Annotated in this window: 18 protein-coding genes and 1 tRNA gene; 14 read left to right on the top strand and 5 right to left on the bottom strand. The window is 62.7% G+C overall.

Annotated features, from left to right (window positions below; all coding sequences use genetic code 11):
• Window positions 1-302: 302 nt before the first annotated feature.
• Window positions 303-389: transfer RNA gene (locus tag PF66_RS06045), tRNA-Leu, on the bottom strand.
• A 225-nt stretch (window positions 390-614) separates the two neighbouring features.
• Here PF66_RS06045 and rnr point away from each other — a divergent pair.
• The 11 genes from rnr (at window position 615) to azu (ending at window position 12478) form a co-directional block, all read left to right on the top strand.
• Window positions 615-3206, top strand: coding sequence for a ribonuclease R (rnr, locus tag PF66_RS06050; protein WP_054062143.1), 2592 nt, complete (start codon window positions 615-617; stop codon window positions 3204-3206).
• Window positions 3203-3964, top strand: a complete 762-nt coding sequence (rlmB, locus tag PF66_RS06055) for a 23S rRNA (guanosine(2251)-2'-O)-methyltransferase RlmB (protein ID WP_054062144.1) — start codon at window positions 3203-3205, stop codon at window positions 3962-3964. Before rnr ends, rlmB begins: the two co-directional genes overlap by 4 nt.
• 259 nt (window positions 3965-4223) lie before the next feature.
• Window positions 4224-4646: a 30S ribosomal protein S6 gene (rpsF, locus tag PF66_RS06060; protein WP_017901621.1), complete on the top strand. Its 423-nt coding sequence runs from the start codon at window positions 4224-4226 to the stop codon at window positions 4644-4646.
• 28 nt (window positions 4647-4674) lie between these two features.
• Entirely contained in the window at window positions 4675-4905 is a 231-nt protein-coding gene (rpsR, locus tag PF66_RS06065; RefSeq protein ID WP_002551829.1) for a 30S ribosomal protein S18, read from the top strand.
• A 36-nt stretch (window positions 4906-4941) separates the two neighbouring features.
• The gene (locus PF66_RS06070; protein WP_054058665.1) at window positions 4942-5838 is read left to right on the top strand and encodes a hypothetical protein; all 897 of its coding nucleotides are present in this window, start codon (window positions 4942-4944) and stop codon (window positions 5836-5838) included.
• A gap of 21 nt (window positions 5839-5859) precedes the next feature.
• Window positions 5860-6306: a 50S ribosomal protein L9 gene (gene rplI, locus PF66_RS06075; protein WP_017901623.1), complete on the top strand. Its 447-nt coding sequence runs from the start codon at window positions 5860-5862 to the stop codon at window positions 6304-6306.
• Window positions 6307-6421: 115 nt separating this feature from the next.
• Window positions 6422-7819, top strand: a complete 1398-nt coding sequence (gene dnaB / locus PF66_RS06080) for a replicative DNA helicase (RefSeq protein WP_017901624.1) — start codon at window positions 6422-6424, stop codon at window positions 7817-7819.
• Window positions 7820-7962: 143 nt separating this feature from the next.
• On the top strand, window positions 7963-10263 hold the full coding sequence (locus tag PF66_RS06085) for a YgiQ family radical SAM protein (protein WP_054062145.1): 2301 nt from the start codon (window positions 7963-7965) through the stop codon (window positions 10261-10263).
• 122 nt (window positions 10264-10385) lie between these two features.
• The gene (locus PF66_RS06090; protein WP_054058666.1) at window positions 10386-11306 is read left to right on the top strand and encodes a hypothetical protein; all 921 of its coding nucleotides are present in this window, start codon (window positions 10386-10388) and stop codon (window positions 11304-11306) included.
• Window positions 11303-11755, top strand: a complete 453-nt coding sequence (locus PF66_RS06095; RefSeq protein ID WP_193394190.1) for a hypothetical protein — start codon at window positions 11303-11305, stop codon at window positions 11753-11755. Before PF66_RS06090 ends, PF66_RS06095 begins: the two co-directional genes overlap by 4 nt.
• 276 nt (window positions 11756-12031) lie before the next feature.
• Window positions 12032-12478 (top strand): azurin, encoded by a 447-nt coding sequence (gene azu / locus PF66_RS06100; RefSeq protein WP_054058667.1) that lies wholly within the window; start codon window positions 12032-12034, stop codon window positions 12476-12478.
• A gap of 31 nt (window positions 12479-12509) precedes the next feature.
• On the opposite strand, the gene PF66_RS06105 is transcribed toward azu, so the two are convergent.
• The 4 genes from PF66_RS06105 to PF66_RS06120 form a co-directional block, all read right to left on the bottom strand.
• On the bottom strand, window positions 12510-13205 hold the full coding sequence (locus PF66_RS06105; protein ID WP_054058668.1) for a hypothetical protein: 696 nt from the start codon (window positions 13203-13205) through the stop codon (window positions 12510-12512).
• 184 nt (window positions 13206-13389) lie between these two features.
• Window positions 13390-14217, bottom strand: a complete 828-nt coding sequence (gene nadE / locus PF66_RS06110; RefSeq protein WP_054062146.1) for an ammonia-dependent NAD(+) synthetase — start codon at window positions 14215-14217, stop codon at window positions 13390-13392.
• Between the two features lie 36 nt (window positions 14218-14253).
• Window positions 14254-15453, bottom strand: coding sequence for a nicotinate phosphoribosyltransferase (gene pncB, locus PF66_RS06115; protein WP_054058670.1), 1200 nt, complete (start codon window positions 15451-15453; stop codon window positions 14254-14256).
• 245 nt (window positions 15454-15698) lie between these two features.
• Window positions 15699-16604, bottom strand: coding sequence for a LysR family transcriptional regulator (locus tag PF66_RS06120; protein WP_054062147.1), 906 nt, complete (start codon window positions 16602-16604; stop codon window positions 15699-15701).
• Window positions 16605-16744: 140 nt separating this feature from the next.
• On the opposite strand from PF66_RS06120, the gene amaB reads away from it, so the two are divergent.
• The 3 genes from amaB (at window position 16745) to PF66_RS06135 (ending at window position 21117) form a co-directional block, all read left to right on the top strand.
• On the top strand, window positions 16745-18235 hold the full coding sequence (gene amaB, locus PF66_RS06125; protein WP_054062148.1) for an L-piperidine-6-carboxylate dehydrogenase: 1491 nt from the start codon (window positions 16745-16747) through the stop codon (window positions 18233-18235).
• A gap of 103 nt (window positions 18236-18338) precedes the next feature.
• Complete coding sequence (gene amaA / locus PF66_RS06130; RefSeq protein WP_054062149.1) at window positions 18339-19622, top strand: L-pipecolate oxidase; 1284 nt, start codon at window positions 18339-18341, stop codon at window positions 19620-19622.
• 361 nt (window positions 19623-19983) lie between these two features.
• Window positions 19984-21117 (top strand): branched-chain amino acid ABC transporter substrate-binding protein, encoded by a 1134-nt coding sequence (locus PF66_RS06135; protein WP_054062150.1) that lies wholly within the window; start codon window positions 19984-19986, stop codon window positions 21115-21117.
• Window positions 21118-21160: the final 43 nt, after the last annotated feature.

Consider the following 21160-nt stretch of genomic DNA (forward strand, 5'->3'; position numbering starts at 1 on the left):
TACCAATTTCACCACCTGGGCATCTTCAGCGTTGTCGCTGTTGATGTGGCGCACTATACGGACACTGTTTTGATCTGTAAACCCCTGTTTTGCTTTTAATAAATCATTTTTTCTCGACAGGGGTGGGTGGGGGCTTTTCTATCTTGGGGGTGTCGCGAAATATCGACTGTCCTGCAGTTACCACCGGCAGGCCGGCTTCCACGGAGGCGTGTTTCGGGGAAGGATATTTTTGCTGGACCAGAAACGCAAAAACCCGCTTTCGCGGGTTTCTGGAGAACTTCAGAATTTCTGAAGTTTGAAATTGGTGCCCAGGAGAAGACTCGAACTTCCACGACCTTTCGGTCACCAGCACCTGAAGCTGGCGTGTCTACCAATTTCACCACCTGGGCAGTATCTTCAACGTCTGCGTTGTCGATGGCGCGCACTATACGGAGCCTCTCAGGGGCTGTAAACCCCTGCAGGCAAAAAAATGCAAAAAATCTCTCAAGCGCTCTGCAATAACGTCTGGCGCTGCTGGCAAAGGGATTTTCTGGCGCCATCCGCGCCTGAAATTTCCCGTTTCAATACGCGTATGCCAAACTAACCGGGCATATAGACAAGGTGAAATTTATCTAATGGCCGATTGGCAGTCCCTCGATCCCGAGGCCGCTCGTGAAGCGGAAAAATACGAAAACCCTATTCCCAGCCGTGAGTTGATCCTGGCGCATCTGTCCGAGCGCGGGTCGCCGGCCAGTCGCGAGCAACTGGTGGAAGAGTTCGGTCTGAATACCGAAGACCAGGTGGAGGCTCTGCGCCGCCGCCTGCGCGCCATGGAGCGCGATGCTCAACTGATTTATACCCGTCGTGGCACCTACGCCCCGGTGGACAAGCTGGACCTGATCCTCGGCCGCATCGCCGGCCATCGGGACGGTTTCGGCTTCCTGATCCCCGACGACGGCAGCGAAGACCTGTTCATGAGTCCCGCGCAGATGCGCCTGGTATTCGACGGCGACCGTGCCCTGGCGCGGGTGTCCGGCGTGGACCGGCGTGGCCGTCGAGAAGGCGTGATCGTCGAGGTGGTGTCCCGTGCCCACGAGACCATCGTCGGTCGCTACTTCGAGGAGGGCGGCATCGGCTTCGTGGTGGCCGACAACCCGAAGATCCAGCAGGAAGTGCTGGTCACCCCGGGCCGTAACGCCAACGCGCAGATCGGGCAGTTCGTCGCGGTGAAGATCACCCACTGGCCAACGCCGCGCTTCCAGCCCCAGGGCGATGTGGTCGAAGTGGTCGGTAACTACATGGCTCCCGGCATGGAAATCGACGTTGCCCTGCGCACTTACGATATTCCCCATGTCTGGCCCGAGGCGGTGGTCAAGGAAGCGCGCAAGCTCAAGCCGGAAGTCGAGGAGAAGGACAAGGAGAAGCGTGTCGACCTGCGCGACCTGCCGTTCGTCACCATCGACGGCGAGGACGCCCGCGACTTCGATGACGCGGTCTACTGCGAGGCGATTCCGGGCAAGCTGCGGTTGTTCTCCGGTGGCTGGAAGCTGTACGTGGCGATCGCCGACGTTTCCAGCTACGTGAAAGTCGGCTCGGCGCTGGACGCCGAGGCCCAGGTGCGTGGCAACTCGGTGTACTTCCCCGAGCGCGTGGTGCCGATGCTGCCGGAAGAGCTGTCCAACGGCCTGTGCTCGTTGAACCCGCATGTCGATCGCCTGGCGATGGTCTGCGAAATGACCATCTCGAAAAAGGGCGAGATGACCGACTACGTGTTCTACGAGGCGGTGATCCACTCCCATGCGCGCCTGACCTACAACAAGGTCAGCACCATCCTGGAGCAGCCGAAGACCGCCGAGGCCAAGCGTCTGCGTGCCCAGTACGGAGAAGTGGTGCCAGACCTCAAGCAGCTCTACGCGCTGTACAAGGTCCTGCTGGCGGCCCGTCATACCCGTGGCGCGATCGATTTCGAAACCCAGGAGACCCGGATCATCTTCGGCTCCGAGCGCAAGATTGCCGAGATCCGTCCGACCACCCGCAATGATGCGCACAAGCTGATCGAGGAATGCATGCTGGCGGCCAACGTCGCCACCGCCGAGTTCCTCCAGAAACACGAGATTCCGGCCCTGTACCGGGTGCACGATGGTCCGCCGCCGGAGCGCCTGGAGAAGTTGCGGGCATTCCTCGGCGAACTGGGCCTGTCGCTGCACAAGGGCAAGGAAGGGCCGACGCCGAAGGACTACCAGGCCCTGCTGGCCAGTATCCAGAACCGCCCGGATTTCCACCTGATCCAGACCGTGATGCTGCGCTCCCTGAGCCAGGCGGTGTACAGCGCCGAGAACGATGGCCACTTCGGCCTGAATTACGAGGCCTACACCCACTTCACGTCGCCGATCCGTCGCTATCCGGACCTGCTGACGCACCGGGCGATCCGCAGCGTGATCCATTCGAAGCAGAACACCCCGCATGTACGTCGTGCCGGGGCGATGAGCATTCCGAAGGCGCGCATCTATCCGTACGACGAAGCGGCGCTGGAGCAGTTGGGCGAGCAGTGCTCGATGAGCGAGCGCCGTGCCGACGAAGCCACCCGCGACGTGGTGAACTGGCTCAAGTGCGAGTTCATGAAGGACCGCGTGGGCGAATCGTTCCCGGGCGTGGTCACCGCGGTGACCGGTTTCGGCCTGTTCGTCGAGCTGACCGACATCTACGTCGAGGGCCTGGTGCACGTCACCGCCTTGCCGGGCGACTACTACCACTTCGATCCGGTGCACCATCGCCTGTCGGGCGAGCGCACCGGTCGCAGCTTCCGCCTCGGTGATACGGTCGAGGTCAAGGTCATGCGCGTCGACCTCGACGAGCGCAAGATCGACTTCGAGATGGCCGAGAAAACCCTGTCGGCTCCGGTTGGGCGCAGCACTGGCAAGAAGCGTGGGGCCGAAGCCGCCCCGGCGCCGGTGGTCGAGCAGGCTGCCGAGCCGGCCCGGGCTTCCCGTCGCAGTGCCGAGAAGAAGTCCGGCGACGCCTACCGCTCCAGCGATGCCGCGGCGAAGAACGCCGAGGTGCGCAAGAGTCGCGAGATGAAGAAGGCGTTGCTGGCCGAGGCGAAGACTGGCGGCAAGCCCAAGGTCGAGAGCAAGGCCGGTCGGGGTGGCTCTTCGGAAAAGCCGAGCAAACACCGCAAGGGGCCGTCGAAGAACGGTCCGGCACGTAAATCCAAGGGCAAGTCATGAGTCAGCTGGAAAAGATCTACGGCGTGCATGCCGTGGAGGCGCTGCTGCGTCATCACCCCAAGCGCGTCAAGCAGATCTGGCTGGCGGAAGGCCGCAGCGATCCGCGGGTTCAGCCCCTGTTGCAGTTGGCGGGCGAGAACCGCGTAGCGGTCGGCCAGGCCGAGCGCCGCGAGATGGATGCCTGGGTCGAGGGCGTGCACCAGGGCGTAGTGGCGGAGGTCAGTCCGAGCCAGGTCTGGGGTGAGGCGATGCTCGACGAGCTGCTCGATCGCACCGAAGGCGCGCCGCTGATCCTGGTGCTCGATGGCGTGACCGACCCGCACAACCTCGGCGCCTGCCTGCGCACCGCCGATGCGGCCGGTGCGCTGGCGGTGGTGGTGCCCAAGGACAAGTCGGCAACCCTGACGCCGGTGGTGCGCAAGGTGGCCTGTGGCGCCGCGGAAGTGATTCCGCTGGTGGCCGTGACCAACCTCGCGCGCACCCTGGAAAAGCTTCAGCAGCGCGGTCTGTGGGTTGTCGGCACGGCGGGCGAAGCCGAGCAGGAACTGTACCAGCAGGACCTGACCGGCCCGACCATCCTGGTCATGGGCGCCGAAGGCAAAGGCATGCGCCGCCTGACCCGCGAACATTGCGATTTCCTGGTGAAGTTGCCGATGGCGGGCAGCGTCAGCAGTCTCAACGTCTCCGTGGCCACCGGGGTGTGCCTGTTCGAGGCGATGCGCCAGCGTAGCGTCAAGGCCGCCGCCAAGAAGGCCTGACCCCGGGCAGCCGACTGGCTGGCGATGAACGATCGGCCAATAGCGCGTCGACACCATCGCCAGCAAGCCGGCTCCCACTGCTGAATCTGTTCAAATAATCACCAATTGCCTTGCGCCCCACGCGCCCCTTCTCTACAATTGCGCCCCTTGCCGTGATGGCTGGCGCATTTGTGCCTACTCCAAGGCAAGACACACCAGTGTCATTCACTCCTTGTCTGACCGCTTTTGAGTGGCAGGCTACAACCCGTAAGGAGCATTCATGCGTCATTACGAAATTATCTTCTTGGTCCACCCGGATCAAAGCGAGCAAGTCGGCGGCATGGTTGAGCGTTACACCAAGCTGATCGAAGAAGACGGCGGCAAAATCCACCGCCTGGAAGACTGGGGCCGTCGTCAACTGGCCTATGCAATCAACAATGTTCACAAGGCTCACTACGTGATGCTGAACGTTGAGTGCACCGGCAAGGCCCTGGCCGAGCTGGAAGACAACTTCCGCTACAACGATGCTGTGATCCGTAACCTGGTCATCCGTCGTGACGAAGCCATCACTGGCCAGTCCGAGATGCTCAAGGCTGAAGAAAACCGCAGTGAGCGCCGTGAGCGTCGCGACCGTCCTGAGCACTCCGACGCTGAAGGCGTTGAGGGTGATGACAGCGACAACAGCGATAACGCTGACGAGTAATCCACGGATCTTTTGAGGAGCCTATTACATGGCACGTTTCTTCCGTCGTCGTAAATTCTGCCGCTTCACCGCTGAAGACGTGAAAGAGATCGATTACAAAGATCTCAACACTCTGAAAGCCTACGTATCCGAAACCGGCAAAATCGTTCCAAGCCGTATCACCGGTACCAAGGCTCGTTATCAGCGTCAGCTGGCTACCGCTATCAAGCGCGCCCGCTTCCTGGCCCTGCTGGCCTACACCGACAGCCACGGCCGCTGAGACCGGGTCGTCGACAGGTAGTAAAGGATTGAGTGCATGCGTGCCTTAGCTGACTTCATCATGCGGGGACGTGTGCAGGCCACGCTGGTCGTGGCCGGAGCTGCGGCATTGCCGCTGTTGTTCTGGTTGAGTGCCGCCGCCGGGAGCCTCGTGCTCCTGCGGCGCGGTTCGGACGCTTCGAGCGTCCTGGGTATCGGATTGTTGTCGGTGTTGTTGAGCTGGCACTTTTTCGGCGACCCGACAGCCCTTCTGGTGCTGCTCGGCAGTTGCAGCCTGGCGTTGGTCTTGCGCGCCGGGCATACCTGGAACCGCGTGCTGCTGTGCAGCATGGCCGTGGGATTGTTGTGTGCGATGAGCCTGGGAACCGTGTTCGGTTCCTTCATCGAGTCGCTGGCGAAGACGTTCGAACACGTCATGCCGCTGGCGATGGGTGAGGTCTACGAGAAGTTCTCGGCCGACCAGAAGGCGTTTCTCATCTCCCTGACAGTCCCGCTGATGATCATTTCGACGGCGATTTCGTTGCAGGTCTTCAGTGTGCTGTGCCTGATTCTTGGGCGCTATTGGCAAGCGTCGTTGTATAACCCTGGTGGTTTCGGTCGCGAGTTTCGCGCCATCCGACTGCCGAAGAACGTGACGCTGTCACTGCTGGCCGTCATGTGTATCGCCCCGTTTTTCGGGTTGCATGCACTGATCCTGTTGCCGCTGTGCAGCGTACCGCTGGTCTTCGCCGGCCTGGCCCTGATTCACGGGCTGGTGGCGCAGAAACGACTGGCCTCTTTCTGGCTGGTGGGGATATACGTGACGTTCTTGCCGTTCATGCACCTGCTCGGTCCGTTGCTCGTGGTATTGGCCATTGTCGACAGCCTGATTGATTTTCGCGGACGCCTGGCGTCGAAGGACCCCGGTAACGGTTCCGCGAACGGTGAAGGTTAAAAGTTAAGAGGTTATTACCAAATGGAACTGATCCTGCTGGAAAAAATCGCCAACCTGGGCAACCTGGGCGACAAAGTAAAAGTGAAGGCCGGTTACGGTCGTAACTACCTGCTGCCTTTCGGCAAAGCCACCGCTGCGACCGCTGCCAACCTGGCCGCTTTCGAAGAGCGTCGTGCCGAGCTGGAAAAAGCAGCAGCCGAGAAGAAAGCTTCGGCTGAATCGCGCGCCGCCCAACTGGCTGAGCTGGAAGTGACCATCACTGCCACCGCTGGTGACGAAGGCAAGCTGTTCGGTTCGATCGGCACCCACGACATCGCTGATGCCCTGACCGCCTCCGGCGTCGAAGTGGCCAAGAGCGAAGTGCGTCTGCCGAACGGCACCATCCGCAACGTGGGTGAATTCGACGTCGCCGTGCACCTGCACGCCGAAGTTGAAGCAACCGTACGCGTTGTTGTGGTGGCTGCCTAAGCAGCACTCGATCGTCTGGCGGCTTGCCCGCCAGCCGGTTAACATCGGGCACGACTCTGTTCATTCAGGTCGTGCCCTTTGTTTTTTGGCTCCAACCAACTGATTCCAAGTGGCTATGAACGAAATCTCCGCTCCCGAGCAATACGATCTGCAAACCGCTGCCCTGAAGGTGCCGCCGCATTCCATCGAGGCCGAACAGGCCGTACTCGGTGGCCTGATGCTGGACAACAACGCCTGGGAACGCGTGCTGGACCTGGTCTCGGACGGTGACTTCTATCGACATGACCACCGCCTGATTTTCCGTGCGATCGCCCGTCTGGCCGACCAGAACCTGCCGATCGACGTGGTGACCCTGGCCGAACAGCTGGACAAGGAAGGGCAGACGGCCCAGGTCGGCGGCCTCGGCTACCTCGGCGAGTTGGCAAAAAACACCCCATCGGTGGCCAACATCAAGGCCTATGCCTCGATCGTCCGCGAGCGGGCTACCCTGCGGCAACTGATCGGCATCACCAACGACATCGCCGACAGTGCCTTCAACCCCGAAGGCCGTACCGCCGAGGAGATCCTCGACGAGGCCGAGCGGCAGATCTTCCAGATCGCCGAGGCACGTCCCAAGACCGGCGGACCGGTGGGCGTCAATGAGCTGCTGACCAAGGCCATCGACCGTATCGACACCCTGTTCAACACCTCCGACGCGATCACCGGCCTGTCCACCGGCTACACCGACCTCGACGAGAAGACCAGCGGCCTGCAGCCGGCCGACCTGATCATCGTCGCCGGCCGTCCGTCGATGGGTAAGACCACCTTCGCCATGAACCTGGTGGAGAACGCCGTGTTGCGCAGCGACAAGGCGGTGCTGGTGTACTCCCTCGAGATGCCAGGCGAATCGCTGATCATGCGTATGCTGTCGTCCCTCGGCCGCATCGACCAGACCAAGGTGCGTTCCGGCCAACTGGAAGACGACGACTGGCCGCGCCTGACCTCGGCGGTCAACCTGCTCAACGACCGCAAGCTGTTCATCGACGATACCGCAGGCATCAGCCCGTCGGAAATGCGTGCGCGGACCCGCCGCCTGGTGCGTGAGCACGGCGATATCGCGCTGATCATGATCGACTACCTGCAGCTCATGCAGATCCCGGGCTCCAGCGGCGACAACCGGACCAACGAGATTTCCGAGATCTCCCGTTCCCTCAAGGCCCTGGCCAAGGAATTCAACTGCCCGGTGGTGGCCCTGTCCCAGCTCAACCGCTCCCTGGAACAACGGCCGAACAAGCGTCCGGTGAACTCCGACTTGCGGGAATCCGGAGCGATCGAGCAGGACGCCGACGTGATCATGTTCGTGTACCGCGACGAGGTCTATCACCCGGAGACCGAGCACAAGGGCATTGCCGAAATCATCATCGGCAAGCAGCGGAACGGTCCGATCGGCTTCATCCGCCTGGCCTTCATCGGCAAGTACACCCGCTTCGAGAACCTCGCGCCGGGCAGCTACAACTTCGACGACGACGAGTAGCGCCCAGTCGCCAGGCGTGCGACAGGGCAGACGCGATACGGATAAACCCGACGATTATCGTCGGGTTTGATCATTTTTTGTGCTATATTCCGCGCCCGCGATTTTTCATCTCGACACCTTTCATCTCGACATCGGTCACCGCCATGCAAGCAGCCAAGCCGTTATTTGACTATCCCAAGTACTGGGCCGAATGTTTCGGGCCAGCGCCCTTCCTGCCCATGAGCCGGGAAGAGATGGATCAGCTCGGCTGGGACTCCTGCGACGTGATCATCGTCACCGGCGATGCCTACGTCGACCATCCGTCCTTCGGCATGGCGATCATCGGCCGGCTGCTGGAAGCCCAGGGCTTCCGCGTCGGGATCATCGCCCAGCCGAACTGGCAGTCGAAAGACGACTTCATGAAGCTTGGCGAGCCGAACCTGTTCTTCGGCGTCGCGGCCGGCAACATGGACTCGATGATCAACCGCTACACCGCCGACAAGAAAATCCGCTCGGACGACGCCTATACCCCTGGCGGCGTGGCCGGCAAGCGGCCGGACCGCGCCAGCCTGGTCTACAGCCAGCGCTGCAAGGAGGCCTACAGGCACGTGCCGATCGTACTCGGCGGCATCGAGGCCTCGCTGCGCCGGATCGCCCACTACGACTACTGGCAGGACCGTGTGCGCAACTCGATCCTGATCGACGCCAGCGCCGACATCCTGCTCTACGGCAACGCCGAGCGGGCGATCGTCGAGGTCGCCCAGCGCCTGTCCTACGGTCAGAAGATCGAAGACATCACCGACGTGCGCGGCACCGCGTTCATCCGTCGCGATACCCCACAGGGCTGGTATGAAGTCGATTCCACGCGTATCGATCGGCCGGGCAAGATCGACAAGATCATCAACCCCTATGTGAACACCCAGGACACCGCGGCGTGCGCCATCGAGCAGGAAAAGGGGCCGGTTGAGGATCCGCAGGAAGCCAAGGTGGTGCAGATCCTCGCCAGTCCCAAAATGACACGCGACAAGACCGTGATCCGCCTGCCTTCGATGGAGAAGGTGCGTAATGACCCGGTGCTCTATGCCCACGCCAACCGCGTGCTGCACCTGGAAACCAACCCGGGCAACGCCCGTGCGCTGGTGCAGAAGCATGGCGAGGTGGATGTGTGGTTCAACCCGCCGCCCATTCCGATGACCACCGAGGAAATGGACTACGTGTTCGGCATGCCCTACCAGCGCATCCCGCACCCGGCCTATGGCAAGGAAAAGATCCCGGCCTACGAGATGATCCGTTTTTCGGTGAACATCATGCGTGGCTGCTTCGGTGGCTGCACCTTCTGCTCGATCACCGAGCACGAAGGGCGGATCATCCAGAACCGTTCCGAAGAGTCGATCATTCGCGAGATCGAGGAGATCCGCGACAAGGTACCGGGCTTCACCGGTGTCATCTCCGACCTCGGCGGGCCGACCGCGAACATGTACCGCATCGCCTGCAAGAGCCCGGCGATCGAGTCGGCGTGCCGCAAGCCGTCGTGCGTGTTCCCCGGCATCTGCCCGAACCTGAACACCGACCACTCGTCGCTGATCCAGCTCTACCGCAGCGCCCGTGCGTTGCCCGGGGTGAAGAAGATTCTGATCGCTTCCGGCCTGCGTTACGACCTGGCGGTCGAGTCACCCGAATACGTCAAGGAACTGGTGACCCACCACGTCGGCGGCTACCTGAAGATCGCCCCGGAGCATACCGAGGAAGGTCCGCTCAACCAGATGATGAAACCGGGCATCGGCACCTACGACCGCTTCAAGCGGATGTTCGAGAAGTTCTCGAAAGAGGCCGGCAAGGAACAGTACCTGATCCCGTACTTCATCGCCGCCCACCCGGGCACCACCGACGAAGACATGATGAACCTGGCGCTATGGCTCAAGGCCAACGGTTTCCGTGCCGACCAGGTGCAGGCGTTCTACCCGTCGCCGATGGCCAGTGCCACCGCGATGTACCATTCAGGCAAGAACCCGCTGCGCAAGGTCACCTACAAGAGCGACGCGGTGACCATCGTCAAGAGCGAGGAGCAGCGCCGGCTGCACAAGGCGTTCCTGCGCTACCACGATCCGAAGGGCTGGCCGATGCTGCGCGAGGCCCTGCTGCGCATGGGGCGTGGCGACCTGATCGGGCCGGGCAAGCACCAGTTGATCCCGTTGCACCAGCCGCAGACCGACAGCTACCAGAGCGCCCGGCGCAAGAACTCGACGCCGGCCGGCAGCCACAAGGTCGGCAAGGACAGCACGCGCATCCTCACCCAGCACACCGGCCTGCCGCCGCGTGGCAGCGACGGCAGCAAGCCCTGGGACAAGCGCGAGGAAGCCAAGGCCGCAGCCGCCGCACGCAACAGGCAGGCGGCCAAGGAACGCGCCGATGCGGCCAAGGGCAAGGGCAAGAAGCCGGCCCGCAAGCCGGTGGTACCGCGCTGATACAGCGTTGCACCCGACAAGACGCCAGCCCAGTGCTGGCGTTTTGCTTTCTATCGAAGAACGGGCGGGTTTGTTAAGGTTGCGGCGAATTTTCCACCGTTCGACTCAAGGATGAATCCCGCGTGAGCTCTTCGCTACCCGGCATCGGCATGGACTCCAGTCCCTCCCAGTTTTTCGCCCGTCAGCGCATCGCCAGCCAGGTCGACCTGCCGCGGTTGTTCGCCGCGATCGATGCCGATCCCGGCATCGTCGGTGCCGGTGTCGTGTACATCGACGCCGAATTCAACGTGGTGACCCTGCGTGAGTTCCAGCCGATCTGCAGCATCAAGCCCAAGCGGGTGATCCTGCGCGAGGCGCAGAAGTACATCGCGCCGAAGCAGTTCGCCCAGCAGGTACAGGACAATCCCCGGGAGTCGCGGCTGGTCAGCGAGGCCATCAATACCAGCCTGTCGTGTGCCGGCGCGGTGATCGGCTGGGTCGTGGTGCTCAGCGGCTCGGTGGCGGTGCCGTTTTCGGCCGGGGCCAGTTCGGTGCTGGTCGCCATCGGCTATACCGCTGCGGCCGCCAGTACTGCGCAGTGTCTGGTTGGCGGTTATCGGACGGTCAACGAAGTGACCAACCCGGCGCGCAACGACTACCTCGACAGCGAGGCCTGGTACCAGTACACCTCGATCGCCCTGGATGCGGCTTCGCTGCTGGGTGTCGGCGCCTCCGCGCTGACCTCCATCAAGCTGGTGCGCATCACCAAGGCCACCACCGGCAAGAGTATCCGGGACGTGTTGCGCGGGCTCAATCGCCAGGAGCGGGCCAAGCTGACCAAGGAATTGCTGAGCATCAACGACCCGCGCCTTACCCCGAAAATGCTCAAGCTGAAACAGTTGGCCGGCGAGTTGCCCAAACGCTTCACGCCGACCGAGATCCGCCATGCCACCATCACCCAGATCAAGGATTCCCTGGGCGCGGCGATCGGGCTCACCGGCAGCGCCCTGTCCGGCAACGTGAAGACCATTGCCGTCGGGCTTTACGAGGAAATCGACGAATGATGGAGACGCTGAGCCTGCGGCGCTTTCTGGCGCGTTATTTCCCGACCTTCATCGGGGCGATCTTCGCCGCGCTGGTGGCTATCGCCTGTGGTCTGCCGTTGGCGGGGGACCACTATTTCCCCGCGGCTTCACTGGAGGAGCAGGCGACTGGTACGTTCGTCGCATTGATGTTGCTGGGCTTGGTGGTTGCCCACTGCAACTTCATGATCGTGCGCGGCCGGCCGCAGTGGGTTCGCGGCCTGGTGCTGGTGTTCGTGCTGTGTTTCCTGGGTGTGCTGCCGACCATCACCTCGCACCCGCATCGGATCGTCTACGCGCTGGCCCTCTTTGCCCCGTTGCTGGGCCTGCTGTTGCTCAACAGCCGGCGCCACCGCGAAATGCGCGAGCGCCTGGTGGAGATCCGCAAGCAGCGGGAGAGTCTTCGCCGTACGCTGGTGAAGCGGCGCTAGCGCCGGGTGGCTTCGCAGGTACCGCTGGCACCGCAGGCATAGGCGGCGAGCAAACTGTACAGCAGGCTGTCGATGGACATGGCGCAGACTCCGATGGATGACGATGGGCTAATGTTAAGTCGCGCGGATTCGTCTGGCTGGTTGATTGTATCCATCGAGGCGATAGCTTAGGATTGTATACAATTTCTTGATTCAGATCATGGGAACCCTGTCTGTCCTCAGGTAGTCTTCCTGCATTGATCCGCCGCTTTTCATACCCTGCCTTGGAGATTCACGATGTTTGCCAAAGTTGTCGCGGTATCCCTGCTGGCCCTCGCCAGCGGCCAGGTGTTCGCTGCCGAATGCAAGACCACTGTCGATTCGACCGATCAGATGTCCTTCAACACCAAGGCCATCGAGATCGACAAGAGCTGCAAGACCTTCACCGTGGAACTGACTCACGGCGGCAGCCTGCCGAAGAACGTCATGGGCCACAACTGGGTGCTGAGCAAGGAAGCCGACATGCAGCCGATCGCATCGGACGGCATTTCCGCCGGCATCGACAAGAACTACCTGAAAGACGGCGACACTCGCGTCATCGCCCACACCAAGATCATCGGTGCCGGCGAGAAGGACTCGGTCACCTTCGACGTGTCGAAGCTGAACCCGGCCGAGAAGTACGGCTTCTTCTGCTCGTTCCCGGGCCACATCTCGATGATGAAGGGCACCGTCACCCTCAAGTGATGGCCCTCACCTGGTCCCGCCCCGTGCGGGATCAGGACTGTTCGTTTTTCCGCAATTCCAGCCGAATCGTTTTTCCCTCCACTTCCTGTCGGCTGAATACCCCGCCCAACTGTTTGCGCTTGTAGTCGTTGCCTAGTGCCTGCCACTGCTCGTCGACGCTGTAGCAATTGAGGCTCTGCTGCGGTTCCAGCCCCGCAGGCGTGCTGTGCGGCTGCCAGTCGCAAAGGCCGCGATAGTGTTTTTCCCCCGATGACGGGAACCCCGACACGCCTGGACGCAGGTCGTCGCGCAGGGTGATCGCGCCGCTGCTGGTGATGCTGCGTTGATGGTTGTCCTGGCCATAGAAGGCCTCGGTCTCGAAGCTGACTTCGCTCAGATAGAGTTTGCAGCCGGGCAGTTCATAGCCTGTGGGCACCGTGAAGTCGAACGTGCGCGGGCTATCCAGTGGGACGGTATCGAAGTGCAGGGTCGGATGCTGGTACGGGCAACCGCTCTGCTGGTTGCCGGGGGTGTATCGGGCGCTGGCGCGCAGGGCCGTCTGGATCGGCATGCTGCCGCTGAGGATAAAGTGTTCCTTGCTCGGGCGGCCGCTGGCCGGGCGAGCGGACGGCTGGGTGGCGACGAAAATCCAGCACAGGGCGCCGATCAGGCCGGACAGCGGAATGATCCACGGGCGCTGGAAGAGCGGAGTGGCTCGGATATGGGGAGGCTTTTGCTTGAACAACATACGCAGCAGTCCTGGCCAACAGAGGATGGCGAAGACTGCTCCGCAGGGGGGACTGCCTCAATAGTTGCCGAAAAAAACAGAAAAATCCTACGGCAAACTGGCCGGCATCAGGCCTTTGAAACTGTCATTCCGAGGCTGGTCCGGGCGTCGTGGCGAGCCGGCAAGCCCGCCACGTTGCGTCTCCTCACGGTGCGAACGGCAGCTCGCGCTTGTGCCGGGTCTTTTCGTAGGTCCGGCAGATGATGTCGAAGGCTTCCTGGCGCACGGGCTGGCCGTGCAGGAACGCGTCGATCTCGGCATAGGTCACGCCATGGGAAGCCTCGTCCGGCTTGCCGGGTGCCAGGTCTTCCAGGTCGGCGGTCGGGACTTTCTCCACCAGCGACTCGGGGGCGCCGAAGCTGCGGGCAATGGCCCGGACCTGGTTCTTCACCAGCCCGCTCAGCGGCGCCAGGTCGCAGGCGCCGTCACCGAACTTGGTGAAGAAGCCCATCACCGCTTCCGCCGCGTGGTCGGTGCCGATCACCAGGCCGTTGGCGGCACCGGCGATGGTGTACTGGGCGACCATGCGCATGCGCGCCTTGGTGTTGCCGAGCACGAAGTCCCGCGAGACGGCGGCCTTGCCTTCGAACGCCGCCACTTCCGCGGCCAGCGCCTTGACCGCCGGGCCGATGTTCACGGTATGGCGCTCGTCGGGGTCGATGAAGTCCACCGACGCCGTGGCGTCGTGTTCGTCGAACTGGACTTCGTAGGGCAGGCGCACCGCGATGAAGCGATACTGCTCATCACCGGTGCGCTCCCGCAGTTCACGCACGGCGCGCTGCGCCAGCAAACCGGCGGTCAGCGAGTCGACGCCGCCGCTGATGCCCAGCACCAGGCTCTTGAGGCCCGAGTTCTGCAAGCAGTTCTGGATGAAGGTGATGCGCCGGGCGACCTCGGCCTCGAGGGCGGCCTGGTCGGCGAACGGCGGCTGGACCTTGAGCTGTTCAGCAATCTGGCGCTGTACGGCTTGCATGATTCACTCCTTGCGTAGGATTCGATCGAAAACGGATTAATCGGCCACCTGGAACACATGGCGCAGATAGGAGACGAAATTCGGGTCCTTGCACTGAGCCTTGCCCGGTTCATCGGAGATCTTCGCCACGGGCTGGCCGTTGCAGGCGGTCATTTTAAGCACGATGCTCATCGGTTCCACCCCGGGAATGTCGCAGGTGAGGTTGGTGCCGATGCCGAAGCTGACATTGATCCGACCGCGCAGCGCCCGGAATATCTCCAGGGCCTTGGGCAGGTTGAGGCTGTCGGAGAACACCAGGGTCTTGCTCATCGGGTCGATGCCCAACTGGTGATAACGAGCTATGCATTTTTCGCCCCACTGTACCGGGTCGCCCGAATCATGGCGCAAGCCGTCGAACAGCTTGGCGAAGTACAGGTCGAAATCCTTCAGGAAGGCGTCGGTGGTGATGCAGTCGGTCAGCGCGATCCCCAGCAGGCCGCGGTACTCGCGGACCCAGCAATCGAGTGCGGCGATCTGGCTGTCGATCAGCCGCGGGCCGAGTTGCTGGTGGGCCATGATCCACTCGTGGGCCATGGTGCCGAGCGGCTTCATGTCGAATTCACGGGCCAGGTGCACGTTGCTGGTGCCGACGAAGCGTCCGGGGAAGTCATGCTTGAGCACGCTCACCACTTCTTCCTGGACGCGGTAGGAAAACCGCCGACGGGTGCCGAAGTCGGCGACTTGCAGGTGCGCCAGCTCGTCGGCACTGGCGTTGGCGGTCAGCCAGTCGAACTTGCGGTACAGCTGTTCGCGGGCCTGTTTCAGTTCGGTCTCCTGGTAGCGATAGCGGTTGCGCACCTCGCTGACGATCGCCAGCAGCGGCACCTCGAACAGGATCACATGCAGCCAGGGGCCGCGCAGGCGGATGAACAGTTCGCCGTTCTCGATGCCGGTGTGTACGTAGCGCAGGTTGAAGCGGAACAGGCCGAGGAAGCGCAGGAAGTCCGGCTTGAGAAAGCTGATGCGTTCGAGGAAACCCAACTGGTCCATGCTCAGGCTCAGTTCGGCGAGGCGCTCGATCTGATAGCGGATCTCCGCCAGGTAGGGTTGCAGGTCCTCGCTGTTGCGGCAGCGGAAATCCCATTCGACTTCGACGTTGGGATAGTTGTGCAGTACCGCCTGCATCATGGTCAGTTTGTAGAAGTCGGTGTCGAGCAGGTTCTGCACGATGCGATCGCCAAAGGCCTTATCGCTCATAACGGGTGTCTCCATGCCGGTCGGCGTTGCGGCAGCTTTTGGGTGAATGGCGCTAGTGGCGCATATCAGGGGGTGGTTTTACCAGCGATTTTTGCTGGCATTGCGGGCCTATTCGCGGGCAAGCCACGCTCCTACAGAACAATGTCGTACATCAATGTCGTGCTCGACATCTCTCCTGTAGGAGCAGGGCTTGCCCGCGAAAGCGTTCTCAAGACCACCGCCAATCTCGATGACCTCCAGACTCCTCAGGCCTGCGAAGGATCGTCGATCTGCTCCTGCATCCACTGCACGAAATTCTTCACCTTCGGTACTTCCGCCGAGTGCTCCGGGTACGCCAGGTAATAGGCGTCACGGCTGGGCATCGCATGCGGCCAGGGGATCACCAGCTTGCCGTCGGCCAGTTCCTCCTCCACCAGAAAGCGCGGCAGCAGGGCCACCCCACAGCCGACCTGCGCCGCGCGAATGCACATGTAGAAGGTCTCGAAGCGTGGCCCGTGGTAGCTGTGTTCGGTGTGATAGCCCTGGTGCTCGAACCAGTCATGCCAGGCCTGGGGCCGAGAGGCGTTCTGCAGCAGGACCAGTTCGCTCAGCTGCGTCGGGTCCTCGAATGGCTGTTCGGGCAGGCTGGAGGGGGCACAGACCGGCACCAGCTCTTCGCTGAACAGCTTCAGGCACTCGGTGCCCGGCCGCGAACCCTGGCCGAAAAAGAATGCCAGGTCGCTGCGTCCCTGCAGCAGGTCGTCGGCTTCCTGTTCGCTGCACAGGTCCAGGTGGATATGCGGATGACGCAGGCGCCAGCCCTTGAGGCGTGGCACCAGCCAGCGGGCACCGAATGTCGGCGGCGTGGAAACCCGCAGGACTTCGGTTTCGCCACCGTAGGAGCGCAGGTAGTGGGTCGACATCTCCATCTGGGTCAGGATTTTTCGGACTTCCACCAGGTACAGGTTTCCCGCCGGCGTCAGTTGCAGGCGTCGGCGCACCCGGCGGAACAGCAGGTGCTGGAGCAGTTCTTCAAGCTGCGCGACCTGCTTGCTGACCGCGCTCTGGGTCAGGTTCAGCTCCTCTGCCGCGCGGGTGAAGCTCAAGTGCCGGGTAACGGCCTCGAAACACTGCAGTGCGGTGATCGAGGGCAGGTGTCTTTTATTCAGCATGAACGGGCCTTTTCTTCTGTTTCTTGCGCAGCATGAATAAACGGAATGATATCTCGCCTAATCGTCGTTTGTTGGCAAGTCCGAAGGTCGCTACAACTACAACCTGAAGTTTTCCGATTTTCGTCTGGAGGAATGATCCCATGGTTGCCGCATTGCTCGATCGTCTTGGTGTTGACCCGGCGCTGTCTCAACAGGGCAGGCAGCCCGTGCATTCGCCGATCGACGGCAGCCGCATCGGCGCCGTGAACTGGCAGGGACCGGCCGAGGTCGAGCAGCAGGTCGGGCGCGCCGAGCGGGCCTTCGAGGCCTGGCGCCAGGTGCCGGCGCCGCGCCGTGGCGAGCTGGTGCGCCAGTTCGGCGAATTGCTGCGCCAGTACAAGGCCGACCTCGGCGAACTGGTGTCCTGGGAAGCCGGCAAGATCACCCAGGAAGGCCTGGGGGAAGTGCAGGAAATGATCGATATCTGCGACTTCGCGGTCGGCCTGTCGCGCCAGTTGTACGGCTTGACCATCGCTTCGGAGCGTCCTGGCCATCATATGCGTGAGACCTGGCATCCGCTGGGCGTGGTCGGGGTGATCAGTGCCTTCAACTTCCCGGTCGCGGTCTGGGCCTGGAACACGGCGCTGGCGCTGGTCTGCGGCAACCCGGTGATCTGGAAACCGTCGGAAAAGACGCCGCTGACCGCACTGGCCTGCCAGGCCCTGTTCGAGCGCGTGCTGAAGAATTTCAGCGATGCGCCGCCGTACCTCAGCCAGGTCGTCATCGGTGGCCGCGACGCCGGCGAAGCCCTGGTCGACGACCCGCGCGTGGCCCTGGTCAGCGCCACCGGCAGCACCCGCATGGGACGCGAGGTGGCGCCCAAGGTGGCCGCCCGTTTCGCCCGCAGCATCCTCGAGCTGGGCGGCAACAACGCGATGATCCTCGGCCCCAGCGCCGACCTGGACATGGCGGTGCGGGCCATCCTGTTCAGCGCCGTCGGCACCGCCGGCCAGCGTTGCACCACCCTGCGCCGGCTGATCGCCCACGAGTCGGTCAAGGACGAGATCGTCAGCCGGCTCAAGGCCGCCTATGCCAAGGTGCGCATCGGCCACCCGCTGGAGGGCAACCTGGTCGGCCCACTGATCGACAGGCACGGTTTCGATGCCATGCAGGACGCCCTCGAACAGGCCCTGAGCGAGGGCGGTCGGGTGTTCGGCGGCCAGCGCCAACTGCAGGAGCAGTTCCCCGATGCCTATTACGTCTCGCCGGCCATCGTCGAGATGCCCGAGCAGAGCGATGTGGTCCGGCACGAGACCTTCGCCCCGATCCTCTACGTGATCGGCTACAGCGACTTCGCCGAGGCCCTGCGCCTGAACAATGCGGTGCCCCAGGGGCTGTCCTCGTGCATCTTCACCACCGACGTGCGCGAGGCCGAGCTGTTCATGTCGGCGGTGGGCAGCGACTGTGGCATTGCCAACGTCAACATCGGCCCCAGCGGTGCGGAGATCGGCGGCGCGTTCGGTGGCGAGAAGGAGACCGGCGGTGGTCGTGAGTCGGGTTCCGATGCCTGGCGCGGCTACATGCGGCGCCAGACCAACACCGTCAACTACTCGCGGGAACTGCCGTTGGCTCAGGGCATCGTCTTTGACTGAGTCGGTGGAGCGCCCAGGCCCTCTTGGGTCGGGTTTGTCCCTGTAGGAGCCGGCGGTGCGTTGGGTTCAGGTGGCTGTTGGGTTTCATTTTCGGAGTCTGGCAATGGCGTTACGTGAAGAATGTCTATGGGAAAAGCTCACGCCCCAGCGGCCCGAGGCGCCGCGCTTCAAGGGTGAGCTGAGCGTCGACGTCTGTGTCATCGGCGCCGGCATTACCGGGCTGTCGGCTGCGATTCACCTGCGTGAGCAGGGCAAGAGCGTCTGCGTGCTGGAGGCTCATCGCACCGGGCATGGTGGTTCCGGGCGCAATGTCGGCCTGGTCAACGCCGGGTTGTGGATTCCTCCGGACGATATCGAGGCCGGTTTTGGCGAGGCCGTCGGCAGCCAGCTCAATCGCATGCTCGGCGGTGCCCCGGCGCTGGTGTTCAGCCTGGTCGACAAGTACGGCATCGATTGCCAACTGCGCCGCGAAGGCACCTTGCATATGGCCCACAATGCCCGTGGCGAGGCTGACCTGCGCAGTCGCGAGCAACAGTGGAAGCGTCGCGGCGCCCCGGTGGAGCTGCTGACCGGCAGCGCCTGCGAAGCCGCCACCGGTACGCGCAAGATTGCCGCCGCCCTGCTCGACCGGCGGGCCGGCACCCTCAATCCGATGGCCTACACCTCGGGCCTGGCCAAGGCCGCCGTCGGGCTGGGTGCCCGATTGTTCGACCGGTCGCCGGTCACCCGGCTGGAGCGCCAGGGCCAGCGCTGGTCGGTGCAGACAGCCGACGGCGCGGTCACTGCCGAACAGGTGGTGATGGCCTCCAATGCCTACACCGAAGGCGAGTGGACCGAGCTGCGGCGCAATTTCTTCCCCGGTTACTACTATCAGGTCGCTTCCGTCCCGCTGGACGATGACGCGGCGAAACGGATCCTGCCGGGCGGGCAGGGCTCCTGGGACACCCGCCAGGTGCTCAGCAGCATCCGCCGCGATGCCGACGGCCGGCTGCTGCTGGGCAGCCTCGGCAATGGCAACCAGAAACCCGCCTGGTTCCTGCGGGCCTGGGCCGACCGGATCCAGCAGCACTATTTCCCCTACCTGAAAAAGGTCGACTGGGAATGTACCTGGACCGGCTGCATCGCCTTCACCCCCGATCACCTGATGCGGCTGTTCGAGCCGGCGCCCGGCCTGGTGGCCGTCACCGGCTACAACGGACGGGGCGTCACCACCGGAACCGTGGTCGGCAAGGCCTTCGCCGACTACCTGTGTAACGGAAATCCTCAGGCCCTGCCGATTCCCTTTGCACCGATGCGGCCGGTACCGGCGGTGGGCCTGCGCAGTTGCCTGTACGAGGTCGGGTTCTCGCTGTATCACGCGGGCCAGTGCCTGCGGATCGTCATTTGATACAACAAAAGCGCCAATCCGGACGGCGCTTTTACCGGCTACGGCTAGCCTATATGGTGCGCGATGTAGCAGTCGTGCACTGTGAGTGTGCACTTCGGTGACGCATGTTGTTACATGGTGGTTGCACGCGTATGTGTGTCGAGGTTGCAGTAGTGGCACTTGAGGGTTGCACCTTTTTCTGAAAAAGGTTCTACCTTCGCCGAGTTAGACGGTTGCACGCCCAGTTGAAAAGGGCCCGAAACAGTCCAGAAAACCATAAGACAGTGACTTTTTTCAGAACAAAAAACCGATGGCACGCCCCTTGCTCTGAGCATTCAGTGAAGTCGCAGTGCCAAACTAAAAAAACTTGGAGCACCACCTCATGTCCCAGAAGTTTTACAAAAAAGGCTGTGTCGCCCTCGCAGTGGCTGCTGCGCTGGGTGTTTCTGCGTTTGCTCAGGCTGATCTGAAAATCGGTGTGGCCGGTCCCATGACCGGTGCCAATGCGGCGTTTGGCGAGCAGTACATGAAGGGGGCTCAGGCGGCGGCGGACGTGATCAACGCGGAAGGCGGGGTCAACGGCGAGAAGATCGTCCTGATCAAGGGCGACGACGCGTGCGAGCCGAAGCAGGCGGTAACGGTGGCCAAGGACCTGACCAACAAGCAGGTCGCCGGTGTCGTCGGGCACTTCTGCTCCTCCTCGACCATCCCGGCCTCGGAAGTCTATGACGAAGCCGGCATCATCGCGATCACGCCCGGTTCCACCAACCCGCAGGTGACCGAGCGCGGTCTGTCCGCGATGTTCCGCATGTGCGGTCGTGACGACCAGCAGGGCATCGTCGCCGGCGACTACATCGTCGACGTGCTCAAGGGCAAGAAGGTCGCGGTGATCCACGACAAGGACACCTATGGCCAGGGCCTGGCCGACGCCACCAAGGCGCAACTGATCAAGCGCGGCGTGACCCCGGTGATCTACGAGGGCCTGACCCGTGGCGAGAAGGACTTCAGTGCCCTGGTGACCAAGATCCGTGCCGCCGGCGCCGACGTGGTCTACTTCGGTGGCCTGCATCCGGAAGCCGGTCCCCTGGTCAAGCAACTGCGCACCGAAGGCCTGAAGGACGTCAAGTTCATGTCCGACGACGGTGTGGTGACCGATGAACTGGTGACCACCGCCGGCGGCCCGCAATACGTCGACGGCGTCTACATGACCTTCGGCGCCGACCCACGCCTGCTGCCCGACAGCAAGGCGGTCGTCGAGCAGTTCCGCAAGAACGGCACCGAGCCTGAAGGCTACACCCTGTACGCCTACGCCTCGATCCAGGCCCTGGCCGCCGGCTTCAACGGCGCCAAGTCCAACAAGGGCGAAGACGCCGCCAAATGGCTCAAGTCGCATCCGGTCAAGACCGTGATGGGCGAAAAGGCCTGGGACACCAAGGGCGACCTGAAAGTCTCCGACTACGTGGTCTACCAGTGGGACGCGAGCGGCAAATACCACCAACTGGAAAAACAGAAGTGACATGAGCCGATCGGCCGGCCCCGCGCGGGTCGGCCGGTCGCCA

Origin of the sequence: Pseudomonas asplenii (assembly GCF_001293465.1) — a bacterium.
In the GTDB taxonomy this organism is placed as follows: Bacteria; Pseudomonadota; Gammaproteobacteria; order Pseudomonadales; family Pseudomonadaceae; genus Aquipseudomonas; species Aquipseudomonas fuscovaginae_B.

Coding starts and splice junctions, on each gene's coding strand:
- azu (WP_054058667.1), top strand. CDS start 12,032: ATGTTTGCCAAAGTTGTCGCGGTATCCCTGCTGGCCCTCGCCAGCGGC.
- nadE (WP_054062146.1), bottom strand. CDS start 14,217: ATGCAAGCCGTACAGCGCCAGATTGCTGAACAGCTCAAGGTCCAGCCG.
- pncB (WP_054058670.1), bottom strand. CDS start 15,453: ATGAGCGATAAGGCCTTTGGCGATCGCATCGTGCAGAACCTGCTCGAC.
- PF66_RS06120 (WP_054062147.1), bottom strand. CDS start 16,604: ATGCTGAATAAAAGACACCTGCCCTCGATCACCGCACTGCAGTGTTTC.
- PF66_RS06135 (WP_054062150.1), top strand. CDS start 19,984: ATGTCCCAGAAGTTTTACAAAAAAGGCTGTGTCGCCCTCGCAGTGGCT.
- rnr (WP_054062143.1), top strand. CDS start 615: ATGGCCGATTGGCAGTCCCTCGATCCCGAGGCCGCTCGTGAAGCGGAA.
- amaB (WP_054062148.1), top strand. CDS start 16,745: ATGGTTGCCGCATTGCTCGATCGTCTTGGTGTTGACCCGGCGCTGTCT.
- amaA (WP_054062149.1), top strand. CDS start 18,339: ATGGCGTTACGTGAAGAATGTCTATGGGAAAAGCTCACGCCCCAGCGG.
- dnaB (WP_017901624.1), top strand. CDS start 6,422: ATGAACGAAATCTCCGCTCCCGAGCAATACGATCTGCAAACCGCTGCC.
- PF66_RS06085 (WP_054062145.1), top strand. CDS start 7,963: ATGCAAGCAGCCAAGCCGTTATTTGACTATCCCAAGTACTGGGCCGAA.
- rpsF (WP_017901621.1), top strand. CDS start 4,224: ATGCGTCATTACGAAATTATCTTCTTGGTCCACCCGGATCAAAGCGAG.
- rplI (WP_017901623.1), top strand. CDS start 5,860: ATGGAACTGATCCTGCTGGAAAAAATCGCCAACCTGGGCAACCTGGGC.
- rlmB (WP_054062144.1), top strand. CDS start 3,203: ATGAGTCAGCTGGAAAAGATCTACGGCGTGCATGCCGTGGAGGCGCTG.
- rpsR (WP_002551829.1), top strand. CDS start 4,675: ATGGCACGTTTCTTCCGTCGTCGTAAATTCTGCCGCTTCACCGCTGAA.
- PF66_RS06095 (WP_193394190.1), top strand. CDS start 11,303: ATGATGGAGACGCTGAGCCTGCGGCGCTTTCTGGCGCGTTATTTCCCG.
- PF66_RS06070 (WP_054058665.1), top strand. CDS start 4,942: ATGCGTGCCTTAGCTGACTTCATCATGCGGGGACGTGTGCAGGCCACG.
- PF66_RS06105 (WP_054058668.1), bottom strand. CDS start 13,205: ATGTTGTTCAAGCAAAAGCCTCCCCATATCCGAGCCACTCCGCTCTTC.